This window comes from Caballeronia sp. ATUFL_F2_KS9A, from assembly GCF_023630765.1.
Taxonomy (GTDB): domain Bacteria; phylum Pseudomonadota; class Gammaproteobacteria; order Burkholderiales; family Burkholderiaceae; genus Caballeronia; species Caballeronia zhejiangensis.
On record NZ_JALQEK010000031.1, the window covers coordinates 280,069 to 299,899 of the forward strand.

The 19,831-nt window shown below is 61.6% G+C and carries 17 protein-coding genes and 2 pseudogenes; 8 read left to right on the top strand and 11 right to left on the bottom strand.

The genetic code is table 11. The features are described from left to right. Window positions 1–40 precede the first annotated feature (40 nt). Both NCS67_RS20135 and NCS67_RS20140 read left to right on the top strand, forming a co-directional pair. Entirely contained in the window at window positions 41–934 is an 894-nt protein-coding gene (locus tag NCS67_RS20135; RefSeq protein WP_033535848.1) for a LysR substrate-binding domain-containing protein, read from the top strand. Window positions 935–1,148: 214 nt separating this feature from the next. Continuing rightward, window positions 1,149–1,391 carry a hypothetical protein gene (locus NCS67_RS20140; protein ID WP_008354219.1) on the top strand — a complete coding sequence of 81 codons (243 nt, stop codon included), beginning with the start codon at window positions 1,149–1,151 and terminating at the stop codon, window positions 1,389–1,391. Window positions 1,392–1,424: 33 nt separating this feature from the next. Here the strand turns inward: NCS67_RS20140 and NCS67_RS20145 are convergent, their stop codons facing one another. Together NCS67_RS20145 and NCS67_RS20150 are read right to left on the bottom strand one after the other, a co-directional pair. Continuing rightward, window positions 1,425–1,916: a phosphate-starvation-inducible PsiE family protein gene (locus tag NCS67_RS20145; protein ID WP_008354218.1), complete on the bottom strand. Its 492-nt coding sequence runs from the start codon at window positions 1,914–1,916 to the stop codon at window positions 1,425–1,427. Window positions 1,917–2,260: 344 nt separating this feature from the next. Beyond that, window positions 2,261–2,779, bottom strand: coding sequence for a hypothetical protein (locus NCS67_RS20150; protein ID WP_250436296.1), 519 nt, complete (start codon window positions 2,777–2,779; stop codon window positions 2,261–2,263). Window positions 2,780–2,959: 180 nt separating this feature from the next. On the opposite strand from NCS67_RS20150, the gene NCS67_RS20155 reads away from it, so the two are divergent. Continuing rightward, window positions 2,960–3,598, top strand: a complete 639-nt coding sequence (locus tag NCS67_RS20155) for a YceI family protein (RefSeq protein WP_034472270.1) — start codon at window positions 2,960–2,962, stop codon at window positions 3,596–3,598. A 10-nt stretch (window positions 3,599–3,608) separates the two neighbouring features. Here the strand turns inward: NCS67_RS20155 and tdh are convergent, their stop codons facing one another. Both tdh and NCS67_RS20165 read right to left on the bottom strand, forming a co-directional pair. Continuing rightward, a complete protein-coding gene (tdh, locus tag NCS67_RS20160; protein WP_008354214.1) occupies window positions 3,609–4,646 on the bottom strand; it encodes an L-threonine 3-dehydrogenase in 1,038 nt (345 codons plus the stop codon). 69 nt (window positions 4,647–4,715) lie between these two features. Continuing rightward, entirely contained in the window at window positions 4,716–5,918 is a 1,203-nt protein-coding gene (locus tag NCS67_RS20165) for a glycine C-acetyltransferase (protein WP_250436297.1), read from the bottom strand. Window positions 5,919–6,073: 155 nt separating this feature from the next. On the opposite strand from NCS67_RS20165, the gene NCS67_RS20170 reads away from it, so the two are divergent. After that, window positions 6,074–6,676, top strand: coding sequence for a helix-turn-helix domain-containing protein (locus NCS67_RS20170; RefSeq protein WP_250436298.1), 603 nt, complete (start codon window positions 6,074–6,076; stop codon window positions 6,674–6,676). 131 nt (window positions 6,677–6,807) lie between these two features. On the opposite strand, the gene NCS67_RS20175 is transcribed toward NCS67_RS20170, so the two are convergent. Further along, window positions 6,808–6,996, bottom strand: a complete 189-nt coding sequence (locus NCS67_RS20175) for a CsbD family protein (RefSeq protein ID WP_008354211.1) — start codon at window positions 6,994–6,996, stop codon at window positions 6,808–6,810. Between the two features lie 264 nt (window positions 6,997–7,260). Between NCS67_RS20175 and NCS67_RS20180 the strand changes: the two genes are divergently transcribed. Next, window positions 7,261–7,617 (top strand): DUF2471 family protein, encoded by a 357-nt coding sequence (locus NCS67_RS20180; RefSeq protein WP_250436299.1) that lies wholly within the window; start codon window positions 7,261–7,263, stop codon window positions 7,615–7,617. A 65-nt stretch (window positions 7,618–7,682) separates the two neighbouring features. On the opposite strand, the gene NCS67_RS20185 is transcribed toward NCS67_RS20180, so the two are convergent. Continuing rightward, window positions 7,683–9,107 (bottom strand): DUF2252 domain-containing protein, encoded by a 1,425-nt coding sequence (locus tag NCS67_RS20185; protein ID WP_250436300.1) that lies wholly within the window; start codon window positions 9,105–9,107, stop codon window positions 7,683–7,685. Window positions 9,108–9,293: 186 nt separating this feature from the next. On the opposite strand from NCS67_RS20185, the gene NCS67_RS20190 reads away from it, so the two are divergent. After that, on the top strand, window positions 9,294–10,322 hold the full coding sequence (locus NCS67_RS20190; RefSeq protein WP_250436301.1) for a tyrosine-type recombinase/integrase: 1,029 nt from the start codon (window positions 9,294–9,296) through the stop codon (window positions 10,320–10,322). A gap of 24 nt (window positions 10,323–10,346) precedes the next feature. Here NCS67_RS20190 and NCS67_RS20195 read toward each other — a convergent pair whose 3' ends face one another. Continuing rightward, window positions 10,347–11,546, bottom strand: a complete 1,200-nt coding sequence (locus NCS67_RS20195; protein WP_250436303.1) for a DNA-binding protein — start codon at window positions 11,544–11,546, stop codon at window positions 10,347–10,349. 1,741 nt (window positions 11,547–13,287) lie between these two features. Here NCS67_RS20195 and NCS67_RS20200 point away from each other — a divergent pair. Continuing rightward, complete coding sequence (locus tag NCS67_RS20200) at window positions 13,288–14,634, top strand: replication initiation protein (protein WP_008354205.1); 1,347 nt, start codon at window positions 13,288–13,290, stop codon at window positions 14,632–14,634. Between the two features lie 77 nt (window positions 14,635–14,711). Here the strand turns inward: NCS67_RS20200 and NCS67_RS20205 are convergent. The 3 genes and pseudogenes from NCS67_RS20205 to parA form a co-directional block, all read right to left on the bottom strand. Beyond that, window positions 14,712–15,593 (bottom strand): annotated as a pseudogene (locus tag NCS67_RS20205) (ParB/RepB/Spo0J family partition protein); the annotation flags it as partial. Window positions 15,594–15,670: 77 nt separating this feature from the next. Continuing rightward, window positions 15,671–15,776, bottom strand: a pseudogene (locus tag NCS67_RS32100) (ParB/RepB/Spo0J family partition protein); the annotation flags it as partial. Window positions 15,777–15,800: 24 nt separating this feature from the next. After that, window positions 15,801–16,463, bottom strand: a complete 663-nt coding sequence (parA, locus tag NCS67_RS20210; RefSeq protein ID WP_175982366.1) for a ParA family partition ATPase — start codon at window positions 16,461–16,463, stop codon at window positions 15,801–15,803. Window positions 16,464–16,796: 333 nt separating this feature from the next. Between parA and NCS67_RS20215 the strand changes: the two genes are divergently transcribed. Further along, the gene (locus NCS67_RS20215) at window positions 16,797–19,196 is read left to right on the top strand and encodes a GNAT family N-acetyltransferase (protein WP_239295341.1); all 2,400 of its coding nucleotides are present in this window, start codon (window positions 16,797–16,799) and stop codon (window positions 19,194–19,196) included. On the opposite strand, the gene NCS67_RS20220 is transcribed toward NCS67_RS20215, so the two are convergent. Then, window positions 19,193–19,738 (bottom strand): hypothetical protein, encoded by a 546-nt coding sequence (locus NCS67_RS20220; RefSeq protein ID WP_008354201.1) that lies wholly within the window; start codon window positions 19,736–19,738, stop codon window positions 19,193–19,195. The genes NCS67_RS20215 and NCS67_RS20220 overlap by 4 nt on opposite strands. Between the last annotated feature and the right edge of the window lie 93 nt (window positions 19,739–19,831).

Below are 19,831 nucleotides of genomic sequence, written 5' to 3' on the forward strand. Positions count from 1 at the left end.
ATTAGTTGTCGGCGATAACCCTAGGATGTCGGCCATGAGCATGAAATATCATCAGTTGCGCGCTTTCCTGACGACCGCCGAGCAAGGCAGCATTCGCGCGGCGGCGCGCAGCCTTCATTTGTCGCAAGCGGCGCTGACTAAGGCGATCAAGGAACTGGAACAGGATCTGGGCGTACCGCTCGTGTTGCGCACAGCGCGCGGCGTGCAACTGACGGCGTTCGGGCAGCAGTTGCGCGTGCGGGCGCATCTGATCGTCAGCGAAATGCGCCGCGCGGAAGACGACATCGCGCAGATGAAAGGCGCCGGCGCGGGCAGCGTGAGCGCGGCCGTCACGCCGACTGCCGCGCTATCGATATTGCCGCAGGCGTATCGCGCGTTTCGCAAGCAGATGCCGGACGCGCGCGTGAGTTTCATCGAAGGCTTTCCGGGCGTCGCGATGCCGCGTCTGCGCGATGGTTCGCTGGACTTCGTCGTGGCGGTCGTCGTGCCCGAACATCTCGCGCCGGAGTTCGATCACATCGAGCTGTACGAGAGCCGCTCGGCGATCGTCGGGCGCGCAGATCATCCGTTGCGGCACTGCACGTCGCTCGCGGAGTTGTCGGATGCGGAGTGGCTGCTGAATCCGTCGCCGGAAAGTTCGACGCAGGCGCTGCTCGATTCGTACGCCGAGCGCGGTCTGATGGTGCCCAAACGCGTGATCGAATGTCCGAGCTTCATCATCGCGCACGGGTTGTTGCGTGGCTCGGATGCGCTCGCCGCGATGCCCGCCGCCTTGCTGGAACATCCATGGGTCGGCGAAGGGCTCGCGATCTTTCCTATCGTTGATCCGTTGCCTGCCGTGTCGGTGCGAATCGTGACGCGCAGGGACAGTCCGCTGACGCCCGCTGCGACGTTGATGCTGGAGTGCTTGCGGCACGCGGCGCGGGGACAGTGAGGCAGGTGCGCTTCAAGAAGATTCCGGATTCGTGGAATAGACAGCGAGAATCGGGGCTGTGAGGAGGAATGCACTCACTTTTTCTGGACGATCATTGCATCAGTCGATGCCTATCCGAATTAGCGACTAAACTTCAAAGAGGCGTCGGTGCATGCGTCCAACGTCTGCGCCCAACCAGTCACGATCCAGACGTGCAAGCGAAGGAGGCAGACCCATGCCGAAAACCGTTCGAACCCCTGAGCAGATTCGCGACGAACTGCAAAGCCGCATGGCCAAAATCTCCGCTGACGCGCCGGGAGCCTTGCGCGTGCGCATACCGCTGCCAGAGCGGCATCCGCCCGACGCATCCGGCCGCAACTGGAACATCGTGCCGCTCAACGACCTCGGTGCGGACTATGTACATCACGTCGAGAAGGTGATCGAAGACATGCGTACCGAGTTCGTGCTGCCAGATTGACGCTGAAAGCATCGGCAGCACGCCAACAGAATATCAATCGCGCTTTTCGCGATCCCGCGCGGCGCGCTCTGCAATCGCCGCATCGACGGGATCGTCGCGTTGCCGCATTAGCCAGTAGACGCTGCCGAGCGCGATCAGCGCGGCCGCCAGTGCGGCAATGCGGCCCGGGTCCGTGGCAGGGTCAAGGATGATGAACTTGCGCGCTATCGCGAGCATCGCCACGAGAAGCACTGTCTTGACCTGCACGATGTGATCGCGTCTTAACATGACGCGAGTGATCGAATGCTTGAATTCCATCGCGATCAACAACGTCATCACCATGCCGAAAACCGCCTGAAAGATCGCATGATCCAGCGGATCGAGCGCCCCCGACAGCGTCAGCGCTATGACCGCCCGAATCAACTGCCACAGCGATACGACGATGATCACCGAGATCACGACGCTCAGGATGTGGGCGATGATCTGCTCGAAGCGCTCGTAGAAGGTCAGCACGCGCCATTGCAGCCGATATTCGTCGAGCTTCATGCGAATCTGGGTTGGCTTGCTCATGGATGGGGTCGCAGAGAGACTCGGGCACGGAGTGACGCCGACATCGCGTAGCGAGCCAAAGCCGGGCCTATGACGATGAGCCATGCGTGCGGCGTTTTCTTTCGTCTACGTGCTGATTCTTTTCTCTCGTCTGCTGTGCACGATGCGTCACATCGCACCCCTCAGCAATCGTTGGGCCGCCAACGCTGGTGTAATGAACGCATGCGCGGCGCGCCTGACAGCGTCGCCGGTTTGCCTCGGCCGCGAAGGCGTTAGCTGGATTCTCGTTCAGTCGTCTGGAGCTCGGGAGTACGTCACAAACCACAAAGCCCGCACGATGTTCAGAATCGCATTCTGAGCATGAACCCAAGCGTGAACGGAAGATCGCTCGAAGGGATCGGCGGAATCAGGATGATGTTCGCGCCGACGCGCTTGTATTCCAGCATGATGAGCGGCGCGGCAACCGGACCGACCGTATGGTTATGGCCGAGGCCGTAGCTGCCGTAGTCGTAGCCGGAGATGAGCCCGGCCATGACTGCGAGCCTGATGTAATTCCAGTGAAGGAAGTCCGGTCCCCACACGCCGCCGCCGTAGAACGACGGCTTCGACAGCGAATTGCGAAAGTAGCCGCCTGTCACCGCCCATTGCGGCGCGACCCAGCATTCCACGCCGATGCCCGGATTGAATTGCTCGAAGTCCTTGTCCGGATGAAAGTGATGCGAAGCGACCATCGCGTCGAGCCAGAGACCGTCGCCGCACCAGCTTGCGTGCGCGGCGGGCGTCCAGCCCAGCGCGACGAGCGCGGCAACCGCCGACAAGTGCGCGCGAAACGTTCGGAATCGGGACAGCCATGTGCACATGTTTTATCCGCCAACGCGCGTACGGTGGCGCCGCTTTTTTGAGATGTAGGTCGAGGCGAACTCTACCCGATCGCGACATTTTCGTGTGTGCTGACGAAAAGTCCGTGACGGCTTGCGCGCGTTCGGATGATCTCGGCGAAACTTGTCGACGTTCTATTTTTGTTTTCGAGGCAATGCGCGATGAAGGCTTATAAGCGTCTCGTTCTTTTTCTCGCGGCGATCGCATTGACGGCGTGCACGCCGCTTCAGGTCGTGACGCATCACGTTTCGTCGAGTGAATCGAGCGTGCCGGCAGGACGTTATCAGCTCGATCCGCATCACTGGAACGTGAGTTTCGACGTCGATCATTTCCACTACTCGCGCTTCGTCATCCGATTCGATAAGACCACGGCGCAACTCGACTGGAACGCGGACGGAATGTCCGGAAGCTCGGTACGCGCGCGAATCGACGCGTCCAGCGTCAACACCAATGTGCCGCTGCTCGATCGCATGCTGAAAGGGCCGGACATGTTCGATGGCGCGCGTTATCCGGACATCGTTTTCGTCAGCACGGCGTTTCAACGCACCGGCGAAGACAAGGGCATATTGACGGGCGATCTGACGATACGCGGCACGACGAAGCCGGTCACGCTCAACGTGACGTTCAACGGACACGCGGTCAATCCGCTCACGAAGCAGGAAACGCTGGGCTTCTCCGCCGACGGACATTTCAGCCGCGCTCAGTTCGGACTGACGACGTGGTATCCGGCCGTCGGCGACGATGTGCACGTCGCCATTCAGGCCGAATTTTCGAAGGCGTCTGCGGACAACGCGCCGTGATGCGTGCCGCTCAGGCCGCGACGGCGGTCCAGTCGAGCACGACCTTGCCGCTGTTGCCGGAGAGCATCGTGTCGAATGCGCGCTGATAGTCGTCGACGGGAAACGTGTGCGTGAGGATCGGGGAGAGATCGAGGCCGCTTTGCAGCATCGCGACCATCTTGTACCAGGTCTCGAACATCTCGCGTCCGTAGATGCCCTTGATTTCGAGTCCCTTGAAAATCACCTGATTCCAGTCGATGGCGGTCTGCGCCGGCGGAATGCCGAGCAGTGCGACCTTGCCGCCGTGATTCATCGATTCGAGCATCGCCGTGAATGCGCTCGGCACGCCGGACATTTCAAGGCCCACGTCGAATCCTTCGGTCATGCCGAGTTCGCTCATCACGTCGCGCAGGTTTTCGTTCGCCACGTTGACCGCGCGCGTCGCGCCCATCTTGCGGGCAAGTTCGAGCCGATAGTCGTTCACATCGGTGATGACGACGTTGCGCGCACCGACGTGCCGCGCGATCGCCGCAGCCATCACGCCGATCGGCCCGGCGCCGGTAATCAGCACATCCTCGCCGACGAGATTGAATGAAAGGGCGGTGTGCGTCGCGTTGCCGAACGGATCGAAGATCGCAGCGAGATCGTCGGAAATGTCAGGCGGAATCTTGAACGCGTTGAACGCCGGGATCACGAGAAACTCCGCAAATGCGCCTTCACGATTCACGCCCACGCCGACCGTGTTGCGGCACAGGTGACGACGGCCCGCGCGGCAGTTACGACAAAAACCGCATGTGATATGGCCTTCGCCCGACACGCGATCGCCGATGGCGAAGCCGCGTACTTCCTGTCCCATCTCCACGATCTCGCCGACGTACTCGTGACCGACATGCATCGGCACCGGAATCGTCTTCTGCGCCCATTCGTCCCATTTCCAGATGTGGATGTCGGTGCCGCAGATCGCCGTCTTGCGGATGCGGATGAGAACGTCGTTGTGACCGACTTCGGGTCGCTTCACGCGCGTCAGGGTGAGGCCGGGTGCGCGTTCGAGTTTGGCGAGGGCTTTCATTGCGTTTGATCCTGGCGTTTGGTCTTGATGATGCTGCTTCGAAGGTCGCGGGCCTTTATGCGCATAAAGTCAGCCGATGACGCCGAGGGATCGGCCGACGCGAGCGAACGCATCGACTGCGCGATCGATCTGTTCCGGCGTGTGTGCCGCGCTCATCTGCGTCCGGATGCGCGCGCGTCCTTTCGGCACCACAGGGTAGGAAAAGCCAATCACATAGACGCCTTCGTCGAGCAGCGCATCAGCCATCTTGGACGCGAGTTGAGCGTCGCCGAGCATGACCGGAATGATCGGATGTTCACCGGGGACAAGATCGAAGCCGAGCGCGGACATCGCCTTGCGGAAGTGCGCCCCGTTCTCGCGGACGCGCCGGCGCAACGTCGCGCCTTCGTCGCTTGCGAGCAGTTCAAGCACTTTCAGCGATGCCGCGGCGATGTTCGGTGCCAACGTGTTCGAGAAAAGATACGGCCGGCTGCGCTGACGCAGCAAATCGATGACTTCCTTATGCGCGGCGACATAGCCGCCTGACGCGCCGCCAAGCGCCTTGCCGAGCGTGCCGGTAATGATGTCGATGCGATCGAGCACGCCGCAGTGCTCCGGGGTTCCGCGCCCGTTCTCGCCGATGAAGCCGACGGCGTGGGAATCGTCGACCATGACGAGCGCACCGTAACGGTCAGCGAGATCGCAGATGCCGGAAAGGTTGGCAATGATGCCGTCCATCGAAAAAACCCCGTCGGTCGCGATCAGCTTGAAGCGTGCGCCGGCTGCATCGGCTTCCTGAAGACGCGCTTCCAGATCGGCGAGGTCGTTGTTCTTATAGCGCAGACGCCGGGCCTTCGAGAGCCGCACGCCGTCGATGATGCTGGCGTGATTCAGTTCGTCGCTGATGATCGCGTCTTCTTCGGTCAGCAGCGTTTCGAAGAGGCCGCCGTTTGCATCGAAGCAACTCGAATAAAGAATGGCGTCGTCCGTTTCGAGAAAACGCGCGATTGCCTGTTCGAGTTCCTTGTGCACGGTCTGCGTGCCGCAGATGAAACGCACGGACGCCATGCCGAAACCATCGGCGTCCAGTCCGTCCTTCGCGGCCTCGATGAGCCGGCGATCGTCCGCGAGACCCAGGTAGTTGTTCGCGCAGAAGTTAAGCACCGCCGCGCCGTTCGCGAGCCGAATGTCCGACGACTGCGGACTCGCGATGACGCGCTCCGTCTTGTAGAACCCCGCAGCGCGAATTTCGTCGAGCGTCGAACGCAAATGGGAGAGATATCGGTCTTTCATCGCAATCCTTGTTCTGGGCCTGCCAATGCAATCCGCGCCTCGTGACTCGCGCGCGCCATCCTTAGCCCTGTTATAGTGCATCCATCGCATCGGACACGTTCGATATTTCGAACGCATTTCCGATATGCCGAACACTTTACGGGATTGGTCGATTCATGGCAAGCACGGGTTCAGAGGGAAAAGCAGGCGATCTCGCGGGCGCAGGCGCAACACCGCCGCGCGTCGGAGAGATCATTCAACGCTTGCGCAGCGAACGGAAGCTGACCCTCGACGATCTGTCGCGCGCGGCCGGCGTGTCGAAGTCGATGCTGTCGGAGATCGAGCGCGACAAGGCCAATCCGACGATCGCCGTCGCGTGGCGACTGACCAATGCGCTCGGCATCAGCCTCGACCAATTGTTCGCGCAGCAAAGGCCCGCCGAAGCGATCCGCGTTTCGGGGCTGCATGAAATACCGACCCTGAGTGGAGACAACGGCGGCTATCAGTTGCGCGTGTGGGGACCGATTGAACTCGCCGGCAAGTTCGAGTGGTACGAACTTACCCTGCAATCGGGCGCCGCGCTCACGTCGAATGCGCACGAACCGGGAACGCGCGAGCATCTCACAGTGCTGAACGGTTCCATTGAGGTCGATGCGTCGGGTGCGACGCGTCGTCTGAAGGCGGGGGAAACCGCGCGGTATGCCGCGGACGAGGCGCACGCGATCCGGAATGTCGGGCGCGCGGAGGCCAAGGCGTTGCTCGTCGTCATCCACGGCTGATGCGCTGAGCGTCCGGAACTTTTTGCGCATAAAGTCGGCGCGCCGCCGTGCGCCCGCCAATTAAAACGGGACGCGCATCGAGCACGTCCCGCTCAAAGCGGCGCCGGAGTCGCGGCGCCGGTTGGCCCGTCTTACGGGTTCTTTTTCACGCTGTCCTTCAGATCCTCGCGTGCATCGCCCACGCCTTTCTGGACCTTGCCGGCTGCTTGCTGCATGTCGCCCTTGGCTTCCTGAGCCGTGTCCCCCGTCATTTTGCCGACGCCCTCGTTGATCTTTCCCTTGACCTGCTTGCCAACGCCTTCGGCTTGATCCTTGTTCATGTCAGTTCTCCCGTGGTTTGCAGCGCTGTTGGCCGCGCGGTGCCGTCGAACGAACGCAGAAACTGCCTGCGCGTTCCGCTCAGGAGTTTCCCAAGCACGGTTGAACGATGCGCTTTGTCGGCAGGCGCGCATAGCCGCGCATGTCTGAAACGCACGTAGGCGGAATCGCACATACAGCCGGTTCGACTCGCGCGACGCTATTTTCATTGCAACAAGTACTGTATATTTGTACAGTACAATAAGACCGGCTGGAAGGGGTGGATCATGGAGTCGAATGGTGAAAATCTGAGCAGAAGGCAGTTCGCCCGCGCTGTGCATGACCTCGAGCGCATCACGCGTCAGATCGCGGGGCGTTACATCGATAAAGGAGTGCCGCTGACTTGGCGGCTGTTGCATGCCATCGAGGCGGAGGCCGTCGCGGACCTCGGATTCGCGGGACGACACGAAGCCGCCTTGCGCGAGCTGTTCGCGCGTCCCGATCACTTTCATTTCCCCGAAACCGATGACGTCGTCGACGTTGCATCCTCGGATGCCTTGCCCGCCGTTTTCGCCTTCGCCGTAGACGCCTACGAGCGCGCATCGCGACAGGATCGGCCACGAGCAGTCAGCGCCGCGCATTGACGCATCCCCGCGGCACGCGACTGAACCCGCGTGCCCCGGTTCATGTCATCGCGCAGCGGATCGTTTCACGGCGCGAACTCCGCCGCGATGTCCGCATCCGAACGCGATTCGAGCTTGCCGTCCCGGCACGCAACGCGAAACACCTCGTAGTCCTTTTCCACCTGATCCGCGTAGGCGCGACCGTAGCGCACTAGAACTTCGGCCATTCGATCGCTGTTGCCCAGGTAGCCCGAGATTTCCGGCGCGCATCCGCCGGACTTCGCGTGCGCGCGGGCAAGCGCCCAGCCGCAAAGCACGGCGTACTCGCGAAAGACGTCGTCGCTGAAAGTATCGAGTTCTGCGGAAATTTTCATGTCGCGTAACTGGCGGATGTAGAGCGTGCGCCCGAGCGGTCCGGTCGCCCAGCCGAGAAACGGGTCCGTGGCGGCCTGCATCAGACGTTGTCCGTGAACGACGCGGTGCCCGTCGTGTTTGATATCGTCGGCGTGCTTCGCATGTTTCGTGAATCTCGCGACGACCGACGTCGATGCCTCCTTCATCTGCAGGAAAAGCGGCTTGTCGTGATGATCCGTGAGCAGCAAAACGAGGCAGCGCGTGCCGACGCTGCCCACGCCGACCACCTTGAACGCGACATCCTGCAGGCTGAATTGCGACAGCAATCTCGCGCGCTCCGGCGTAAGCGTCGCGACATAATCGCGCACGAGCGTCGCGAGCGCATCTTCACGACTGGCTTTGAGCGTCATCCAGCCGTCGTTCTTATCGATCAGCGTGCTCTTGCCGTGGATGTGAAACACGGCAGGCGGCGCATCGCGAATGCGCCACGTGTCGCCGGTTCGGTCGGCGAGTTTCGGCAGCATCGTTTCGTGCGTGCGGCGCGAAGCCCGTTCGATGCCGCGCTTGATGCGCCGCCGCGCGTCTTCGCTCTGCACGGCCTGGTACATGCGATCGAAGGTGATGCGCTCGTACCAGAGATCGAGCACGCTCATTTCAGCGTACTCGCGCAGATGCGTCTGATAACTGCGCGCGGCGACAAACGCGAACTCGTCCGCAGCCAGATCGCCGTGGCCGAGATGCCGGCCGGCGATCGTGAAGCTCGCGACCAACCGTTTCAAATCCCATTCCCACGGACCGGGCGCGGTTTCGTCGAAGTCGTTGAGATCGAAAATGAGCGCGCGCTCCGGCGTTGCGAAGCCGCCAAAGTTGGAAAGATGACAGTCGCCGCAGATCTGAATGGCGATGCCGCTGTCCGGTGTGCCGGCCAGGTCGTGCGCCTGAAGGATCGCGCTGCCGCGATAAAACGTGAACGGCGAAACGAGCATGCGGCCGTAACGCAAGGGAATCAGCGCATCGACGCGGCCTTTGCTGCTTGTCCGCAAAAGCTCGATGGGATCGCGATCGGCATCGCCGATCGCCTCTTGCGCGGCCCGCGGTGTGCGTTCGCGCCTGGCGCGTCCATTCGCGCGACGTTCCTGCCAGGATTGCTGGGGCATCGCTCGCTCCTTTTTGCTCTTGTGTTCGTGGATGGAAGGAAGCCGTATAGACGACAGTAGTCGACGAAACGCACGCCCGCCAAGACAGTTATCGACACTTTGGCGGACACACGCGCTTGACGTCGCCCGCCCGAAGCCCGACCCTGTGCGCAGTGCAATACAGCGCGCAACGCGCCTTCGAACAATATGCCGAACACTTCCGATCTCTTCGACCAACAGCGCGCCGACTGGCAGGCGGACCCGCACGCCGCGTTCGATGCATGGCTCGCCCAGCAATCGTTCAGGGCGTCATCGGCCGATGTGTATCGCGCGCAATGGGGAAATTTTCTCGAGTGGCTGGCCACCAAACGCGCGACGCTGCATACGGTGCAACGTCCGGTCATCGAACAGTTCGTCGCGCAACTGGACATCCGACGCCCGCAGCGCATGCGGTATCTGCGGCTGATCGAGCGCGTGCTGGATCACGTTCGGGAAGTGGACTCGGCGGCGACGAATCCGGCGCGCTTCATCGCTCAGGACGGCGACGCGGCATGGCGCAAGGCACGCGACAACGAGCCGACGGGCTTTCTCACCCACGATGAGCGCGCGCTGCTCGTCGCGCATCTGTTTTCTCCGATCGGCGCCTTGCCGGCCGGGCAGCGCTGGCGCGAGCGGCGCGACCGGGCGTTGGTCGCCGTCTTTCTCGGCGCGGGCGTGAAAACGGGCGAAGCGGCGCAATTGACCGTCGATTGCTACGCGGCCGGCGCGCCTTACGTGACCGTCGACGCGTCGAATCCGCTGCTGATCCGGCAGGCGCGGCTCGCTCCGTTCGCGGTCGAACTGCTCGACAACTGGATCAGCGAGCGCAAGACGGCTGGCCTTGCAGGCGAATTGCTATTCCCGGCAGCACCGACGGGACGCTCCATGCACAAGGCGACGATGCTGCGCGCGATCGACGCCGTCGTGGCCGCATCCGGGATAGCGGCATCGCGCGTCGCGCGCGCAAGTCCGCAGACCTTGCGCAACACGTACGCGGCGGAGTTGTTCGAGGATGGCACGGACCCCGATCGCGTCGGCCAGTGGCTCGGATTGCAGCAGACGATCTCGGTTCACCGGCTGCATCGTGCCTGGCAAGAATGGATGGGTGAGCAAATACGGGAGCGTGACATTGCTCACGCGCGCGCCGACGGGGAACGGCACATGTCCGTCGACGATCCCGAAAACCCTCACCTTTGACGCCGGCGCTCACTCCACGCGCGATTACGAGGTGCTGACGCGCGCCGACCGGATAAATTCGTCGACGGCCGCAAGCTTCGATGCCGTGGCCCCGGAGGTGCGCTCGCAGTTCGGGCAGGAAAGCTCGTATTCGTCTTCGTGGCGCTGCAGTTCCGGTTCGCCAGCCTCGCACGCCGGACAGGAAGTTGGCGCGGCGACGTGCGCGTCAATCTGCGTGCCGAGGCGGGCGATCTCGGCGGAAGTGAGGCGCCCCTGCGCCGCCAGCGACGCGATCAACGCGCCGACTTCCGCGCTCGCACCGGATTGAACCCGCCGTGCATCGCGCTCGAGAACTAGCGCATCGATTTCGTCGGACTGCGCCCGCACTTGCGACTCGAGCCGGTCGGCGCGGCTTCGGGCTGCGCTAAGTTGTTGAATGAAATCGAATTCCTTCTGACTCGCTTCGCGTGCGCTGGTCTGATAGGTGGCGGCCATGCCGCGCAGGGAGTCGAGTTCGACGAGCATCGGATGCACGCGCCGTTCGGCCTCCTTGACCGCGTCCTTGATCTGCTGAGCGTAGTGCTCGGTGCTGTGGCGCAGCTCGTTTTGAAGCTCGTCGATGCGGTCGCGCAGCCGTGCCGCAGCGTCCTGCTCCTGCTGCAGACGCGCCGAGAGCGTCTCGTTCTCCTTCTCCCATCGGGCGATGACTTCGCGCAAGCCCGCCTGAGCGTCTGTGCCTTGACTGCGCAGCGTCTTCAATTCGGCTTCCAGCGCCGCGATCTGAGCAGCGCCTGCTTCGGCGCGCGCCTCGGCACGCTGCTGAGCCCGCTCGATCGCCTCGCGACGAATATCGGCATCGCGAGCCTGGGCTTGCGCGGCCTGGATGACCATGTCCAGACGGGCCTTTTCCTCGTTAAGGGCGGCACGCGCGACCGTTTGAGCCTCGTCATATAAAGCCGCCAGCAGTTCGCCGGCACGTTCCTGCAATGATTCCGGCATCGCCCCAGCGTCGATGCGAACGCGCAACGTCGAACGCAGACCGGCCCAGAACGCCTCGATGTCCTTGGGGATGTCGCTTGCGCTGCCGGTTTGAGTCAGTTCGCGGACAGTCGTAACCGAGGGCCGAACGCCCAGGTCGAAGAAGAGTCGCTTGCAGGCGTGTTGAGAGAGGTCTTGCCGCCGTGCGCCGGTGGCGCGCATCGCTTCGATTTCTTGGCGCAGCGTGTCGCGAGTAGATTGATCCATGGCGAAAATCTAGCAGTTCAACATGATGATCATAACGTTTTACGTGTTGATCGTTATGTTTTTCGTTCGATCATTGACACCAACGTCGATAACAGAGCATTTAGGCCGTTTTCGACAACTTGGCATGGTACACATGTCCCCCGTCGTGAAACATCCTGAAGATACCCCTGCAAGTCGATGATTTGTCGCGGATTTTAGTCCCATACGCGCCATGGGTGTCTGTTTCACGCAGCTTTTCGTTTTTCTAATTACTGCGTGCAAAACACTGCACCGCTAGAGAGTATTAGAAGTTAACACCTTTGAACCTTGTTAACATCGTTAACGCCAGCCAGAACCCTTATCGGATAAGGCTTTGCCGGACGTCAGGTGAGATTGTACGGGAACTATGGTGAAACTCTGCGGGAGCGAACGGTGACGGGCTTCGGGATGATCGGTGAGGGCTCTCGGGAAGAATCGTGAGCGGGTTCGGGGAGGCTCCAAAATGATGGGTGAGTTTATTCGGGGGCACGCGCACGCTAACGCGTTGATTTCCGAGGGCGCCCCCCTGGTCTGTCGGCTTCGTTTGGTGAGAATTTTCGGGAGCATGCGAATCGCACTATTTTGGAGTCGATTCGGGTAAAGCTTACCGATCGGTGAGGGTTTTCAGGGTAATTCCCGAGAGAAAGGTGAGCGTTTTCGGGGGCGAAGGCTACTTTTCGCTGAAATTTTCATCTGCCGACGCCTGAGGTGAGCTTTTCCGGGAGCGAAATGGAAGATGCACGTCTCGGTGCAGCCGTAGTCTCTTCTTGGATGGGCTCGCAGGGCCGGTGAGAGCGTCTAAGGTGAGCCTTTCCAGGAGTGTCTGCGCCTGCTTTTTTCAGTCCATCTTCCCTGTCATGCGCCTCGCATGGTGAGGAGATCCGGGATCACGCGCGCTGTACGAGAACTGTCGCTGCACTAGATGAGAAATCGCGCGCATGAAAAAACATATTAGAAACAAGTGGATAGACCAGGATGGTCTGTCGTTGCGTTTAGCGGAAACACCGTATGGTGAGGGAATGCGGGAGCTACGAGCGTCGGTGCGGGATAGTGCCAAGAAACCGTCGGTGAGGATTTACGGGAGCCACCTTCTTCACGTTTTGTGACGAAAGCGAGATAAGTGCCTGGGAGAGCCCCATTTTTGAGCGACGACGGAAAAAAGGTGAGGCTTTGCAGGACGCAGCAGGGTGAGCATTTGCGGGACAGGCGATATGAGGTGCAGCAGGTCAAAAGTGATAGTTTTCGGGGGGCCATAGGCGGCGCGAAGCCCGTAGAACGGGGCTGAACGGGGGCGATCGGGTTGAAGAAAACTCGGTGAGGTGAGACTTTTCGGGACCTGTCGATGCCGATCTTTTGAAGTGAGTGCGCGCCGTTATAACTTTGCACCGCACCGATGCGCGGCCGAAGCGGAGAAGGACGGACTTTCGGCTGTCTCTGCCGCGCCACACGTCGTTCAACGAGCCGAAAAATTTTTAAGGTGAGCCTATTCGGGAGACTGCTTGAGCTCCCGGATGGCGCCGAAAAACCGTCGCAATCCGTTTACCCGCGTGGACACTACAGCTAAAAGATACCCTCGATCGGTGAGCGGTGAGTGTTTTCGGGAGCGCACCGCAGTGAGCCGTGCTGTCTGTCTGGCCATCACCCCTGTGTGGTGAGGGTGTCCCTATAGACGGGCTTCACCCCAATCGGTATCCTTGCTCGCAATATCGATCTTGACCATTTCATGGCCACCAAGCGCGCAAAGAAAACCGATGTCGTCAGCCCCAGTTCGGCGGAACTGCGCAAGGCAGTCGAGGCCATTGCGATTCAGCCGAAAAGCGGCAAGATCACGCTGCTCACCAGAAAGTTGTTCAATGTGCTGCTAGCCGTTGCTCAACAAGCCGACGACTCCGGTGACACGTATCGCGCGCTGCTGTCGGATATCGTCGCAAATTCGGCGTTCGACTCGAACGACACTGCGCTCGTGAAGGAGCATTTGCGTCGCATGGTGTCGGTGCAGGTCGAATGGAGCACCGGCACATCGAGTCAGAAGCCGGGTCGCAAGTGGGGCATCTCGACGCTGATCGCCGACGCCGAAATCCTCGAAGATCCGACGACGCGCCGCGTCTGGGTCGAATTTTCATTCGCGCCGAAAATCAAAAAGAAGCTGCTGGATCCTGTGCAGTATGCGCGCCTGAGCCTGCAATTCCAGAGTCAGTTGCGCAGCAGCGCCGGCCTCGCACTCTATGAAATTTGCGTTCGCTATCTCACGAATCCCAGCCATCTGACGATGCGCGAGACGTGGGAATGGTGGCGGCCTATTCTTTCAGGAACGCCCGATACCGAAGCCGGCGACGAAGCCAAGCGCGAATACAAATACTTCAAACGCGATTATCTGCGGCCCGCAATCGCCGAGGTGAATGCGGTGACCAATATCTTCGTCGAACTGGTGGAACACCGCGAAGGGCGCCGCGTGGCTGAGATTCAGTTCCGCGTGACCGAACAAAAGCAGCCGATGCTCGCGCTGGACGAACATCCGAACGTCTTCGACAGCACGTTGGTGGATCGGATGGTGAAGATTGGCATTCCGCTCAAGGACGCGCAGACGCTGTATGCCGACAGCGAGGAAAACCGCATCCGCGCGGCGTTGCAGATGACCGAACAGCGCATGCGCAGCACGACTTTGCCGCCGGTTCGCAGCGGCGCGGCGCTTTTCAAGGACGCGCTCAAAAAGGGCTACGCGCCACCGGTAGAAGCGCTGCCTCCGGCAACGAGCGGTACGGCCTCCCGCACGCCGGCTGCCGCCGACGATCTCAAAGCCCGCTTGTTGAGCGAATTCTCGGCGTACCGCCGCAAGGAAGCGCGCGTGCTGTACGACGAGCAAGGTGAGGAAGAACGGGAGGTCGCGCGTCAATCCTTCGAGGAAGACGTTTTGCCGGGGCTCGGTGCCCACATGCGCGACGACTGGCGCAAGCGCGGACTGGATTCGAAGCTGGCGGAAACATCCTTCTTCGACTGGCTGGCGCGAAAGACGTGGGGCGAGCCGACCGATGGCGACTTGCTGGCATTTACGCTCAGTCAATCGCGCTAAAGTCTCCGCGGGCAACCGAAAACGTCCCAATTCGAAAATGGCCGCCGGTCCATGATCTCGGCGGCCATCGTGTGCATTTACTTCTTGGTCTCGACAGGCTGAAGCATCAGTTCGATCTGATGCAGCAGCTCATCGCGCTTCTCGCGCGACAAGCCGCGCAAACGCAACTCGAGACGATCTTCGCCGTATGACTTCAGATCGCCGACTGCGACGCCGTCCAGCTTGATTTCGAGGCGCTGCGCATAGCGTTGCCGGCCAGGCGTCTTCGGCGCTTCCTGAGCGTTCGCGCGGCCCTTGACGATATCGGCGACCTGCCGCGTGCTCAGGTCATCCGACGTGATCTTGTTGATCAGCCGCAGCGTGGCGTCGGTGCCGCGCGCGGCGTGATAGCGCACGATCTGATAGGCCATGTTCGAGCCGAATCGGTCCGGCCGCGCAACCATCTCGTGCATGACGTTCTCAGGAAGCTTCGCGATCGACAAAGCGACGGCGATCGTCGATTCGTCCAGCCCGAGGTGATCCGCCAGTTCGCGCTGGCTCTGGAAATGCTGTTCGTCGAGAAAGCGTCGCCAGACCACGGCGTTGTCGAAAACAGTCTGCGAGTCGCGCTGAACGTTCAGGTCATAACCGAGCTTGTAGCTCTGAATGCCGATCGGCAGATCGACGACCACCGCCTTCACGGTTTCCTTGTTTGCCTCTTTCAGTGCTCGCACGCGCCGGCCGCCATCGCTGACGAAGAACGTTCCCGGATTCTCGTAATCGGGAATGACGTGAATCGCCTGTTGCTGGCCCTGCTTCGCCAGATTGACGGCCAATTCCGCGATTGACGTCTTCAGATAGAAATGGCGCGGGTTGAACGGGCTGGGCTTGATCGACTTGAGCGGCAACTCGATTATCTGTCCGGCCGTGTAGCGGTTTGCACGGCGCCACGCACGATATTCATCGGACTCAGGTCCGGCGTTGATGTCGCCCGGCTCGTCGGCCACGAAGGCGCTCGATCGGCCGTTCGCGGCGGCCTGCCCCACATGTTGAATGTCGACGATGCCATCGATCGCATTCAGGCGATCCAGCGCAGTGCGCTTCTCGCTGCTCGTCGTGTCGGGCCGAGCCTTGAAGCCCTTGGCAAATTGGGACGGTTTCATTCAGGGTCCTTTATGCGCATAAAGTCAGGAGAGCATGTCGAGGATCTCGTCCGCGACCGAGCGGATTTCCGCCGCTGCGAGGCGCGAGCCGCGATCGCTCATTTGAAGCACGGTCTGTCCAAGCGCCATCGCCTGCTTGTAACACTCGCGCGTTGGGATCTGCGTTTTCAATAAGGGAAAGCCGAGCTCTTCGAGCGCAACCTTGAGTTCGCGCGTGAGCATGCGCTTTTCTTCGGTCTTGTTGAGCAGAAAGACGGCGCGCAGATCTTCGTTCATCACCTGCGCTTGCTGAACGAGCTTGACAAGGCCGACGCTCGACCAATAGTCCGCCGGCGATGACGAAGTCGGAATCACCGCGACGCTCGCCGCCAGCAACACGACGCCAGATACCTTCTCGGTGATCGACGGCGGGCAATCCACGACGATGATGTCGTAGTCGTTGACGAACTTCTTGATTTCCCGATGAATCTGCCCGCCGGCCTCGGAGAGATTGACGACTGGAAACGGGATGCCGCTTGCGTCATCCGATGCGGCGCTTGACCAATGGATCAGCGTGTTCTGACCATCGGCGTCGACTACGAGCACACGCTTCTTCTTTTCGTGAAAGGCCGCACCGAGATGCATCGCAATCGTGCTTTTGCCGACGCCGCCCTTTTGTTGCGTGATCGCTATGATTTCCGCCGCCACGTTCCACTCCGTATTTTGAAGTCCGTTGAATTCTACATTGTCGTTGTTGTTTTTCCAGTGATATTCCGCAACAACTGACTCGCGTTAGCCGTTCGGCCGAGGTTTATGCGCATAAAGTCCTTGTCCGGCCGGCGGCGCCGGCGTCGGAAGTGCCCGACTTTATGCGCCTAAAGCCGCCGCCATCCTAGGCGAGGCGGGTCTTACAAGCACCGCCGCCTCGCCTTTATGCGCATAAAGTCGCACTCCCTCGGTCGCCTGGACGCCAGTCCTCACCTGCAAAACGAAATCGCCTATCCTAGGCGCTGACACAACTGCGCCTACGCCGGAGCCTCCATGACTGTTCGCAACCTGGACACCCTGTTCGCGCCGAAGTCGATCGCTGTCGTGGGCGCTTCCTCGCGTGCGGGCAGCATCGGCGAGATGGTCTGGGCGCGTGTGCAATGCGCTGGCTTCACAGGCTCTCTTTGGCCAGTCAATCCAAAATACGACTCGCTGACCGGCGAAACCGTGTACCGCGACGTCGACGCGTTACCGGAAGCGCCGAACGTTGCCGTGATTTGCACGCGACCGCACACTTGGCCGGACCTCATCGAGCGCCTCGGCCGACGCGGAACGAAAGCCGTCGTGATCGTCGGCGAAGCGAAGCAACGCGGAGAGTCTTCCGCAGCGGACGCCGACGAATGGACCGTTCGTACGCTCGCCGCCGCCCGGCCTTTTCTCGTGCGCGTGATCGGACCTGCCAGTCTCGGCGTCGTCACGCCGGCAATCGGCGCATGTCTCGGCGCCCCCGCATGCAGTGTCAAATCGGGCGGCGTCGCGTGGGTGTCGGGATCGAACGCGCTGACGAACGGCGTACTGGGATGGGCGCGTGCTCGCGGACTCGGCTTCTCGCGAATCGTCGCGCTCGGGGATGAAGCCGACGTCGATTCCGGCGACATCCTCGATTTCCTTGCAAGCGATGCATCGACGCGTGCGATTCTGCTCGCCATCGAAACGGTTCGGTCGGCGCGCAAATTCATGTCCGCCGCGCGCGCCGCCGCGCGAAACAAACCGGTGCTCGTGCTGCGCACGGGTCGCGACGACCCTTTCGACCGCCTCTACGGCGCGGCCTTCCGCCGTGCCGGACTCGTCCGCGTCGATTCGCTCGATGATCTGCTCGATGAGATCGAGACCTTGGGCATCGGCCGCGTCGCGACAAGCGATGTCGCAACTGTCATCACAAGCGACCGCGGCGTCGCAGCACTTGCCCAGGACGCCTTTGGCGCAGCCGGCGACGACCTCGCGCAATGGCCGATCGCCGCGCGCGACGCCGTCGCCGCCGCGCTGCCTCGCGCTCGCGCGGGCAATCCTCTTCTTCTCGGCGACGACGCCACGCCCGCGGATTTCGGCGCGGCGCTCGAAGCGCTCGCATCGCATCGCGAGACCGGCACAGTGTTCGTCGTGCATGCGCCGACGCATAGCGCGCCCGTCGCCGAAGTCGCCCGCACGTTGATTGCCGAGCGACGTCACGCTTATCGCGGATTGCTCGCGTGCTTTTTCGGCTGTGTCGATGCCGCCACGCGCGACGAGTTGCACGCGAACGGCATTCCCGTGCACACGACGCCGCATCGGCTGGCGCGCGGTTTTGCCCGGCTCGTCGATTTCCGGCAGGGCCGCGAACTCTTGATGCAAACGCCCGACGGCCTCCCCGCGAATATTCCCGAAGACATCGACGCCGCGCACAACGAGATTCGCACGGCGCTCGCAAACGGCATCGCCGAATTGAATGGCGAACGTGCGGCGCGCGTATTCGCTCGTTTCGGCATCTCGGTGAAACCGGGGCCGCCCGACTCGCTTACGAGCGATGCCGTCGAAATTCAGACGCGCCTGCTCAACCATCGCGTGTTCGGTCCGGTATTCGAATTCAAGGCCGAAGGCGCGCTCGGCCTTGCCGACGCACTTCACGAGTTTGCCTTGCCGCCGCTCAATCCCGTGCTTTCGCGCGATCTCGTCATGCGCTCGCCGCGTTCGCGCGAACTGCCCGCCGAGTCGCTGCTCAATGCGCTGACGGCGTTATCGCAACTCGTTTGCTATATCGAAGAAATCGTTGCGCTGCGTCTCACGTTGCGCGTGACGCGCGATTCAGTCGCCGTTCACGAACCGCAACTCACGCTCGGCGCGCATCGCAAGCCGCTGGCGATCGTGCCGTATCCACGCTGCCTCGAAGAGACGCTCGACTGGCGCGGCATGCGCGTCACCGTGAGGCCGATTCGTCCCGAAGACGAAGAAGCGCACGCGGCGTTCGTCGCGGCCAATACCGCCGAGGATTTGCGCCTGCGCTTCTTTGGCGCTGTCCGTAACTTCGATCATTCGCAACTCGCGCGCATGACGCAAATCGACTACGACCGCGAAATGGCGCTGATCGTCACGCGAGCGAACGGTGACGGCACGGGCGAGACGCTCGGTGTCGCGCGCGCGATCGCCGATCCGGACAACGAGACCGCGGAATTCGCCGTCGCCGCGCGCTCGGATATGAAGGGCAGGGGATTGGGCTCGCTGCTGCTGTCGCGCATCATCGACTACGCGAGACAGCGCGGCACCCGCTGGATGGTCGGCGAGGCGTTGCGCGAGAACGCCGGCATGATCGCGCTCGCACGCAACACCGGCTTCGAAGTGACGAAGACCGACGACCCGGGCGTCGTCGGTTTCAGGATGCGGCTGTGCGATGCGCCGTCACAGCCGCGCGGCGATTAAGCCGCGAATTTGGCGAGCGCGTCGTCGATCTGCGCGCGCGACAGCGAAAGCTCGTCGAGCAATGCTTCGGCGTACAAACTGCCCGTTTCCTTTTCGAGGCGCGCGATTGTCAACGCGCAGCGCGACGTGTCCTTCAACGTCGCGATGAACGGCTTCACCGATTGCCCCGACGTGAACGCATCGAAGAGCGGCACGCGAATGTCGTCGGGCAGCGCGCGCGACGTCCACTGATACGGCTTGCCGTTGTACGTCAGTTGCGGCGGCAGCGTGCGCTCCTTCTTCGCGGCGGGAATCAGGCCGAATGTCCGTGCCGCATCGCCGATCTGCTCGGCCGAAAAAAGCTCGTCGGGCGTGATGTCGAACTGCGCGATATACGTTTCGATCGCCTGCATCGCGGCCGCGCGATCGTCGCGTTTCTTTTGCGCGCGGGCGACAATCTCGCGCAGTTCGTCGGCTTCTTCGGATGTGATCGTGAAGTTCGCCTGTTTTTGCTGCAGTTCGGTGAAGCGGAGGAATTCGGAGTCGGAAAGGAGTTTCGCCATCGGGAATGCGTCGGATTGGATACGGCGGCACGCCATCGCGGCGCGCCGTCTTTTTGAGAGGGCCGCCATTCTAACGCGCGAAGCGTGCGCCAT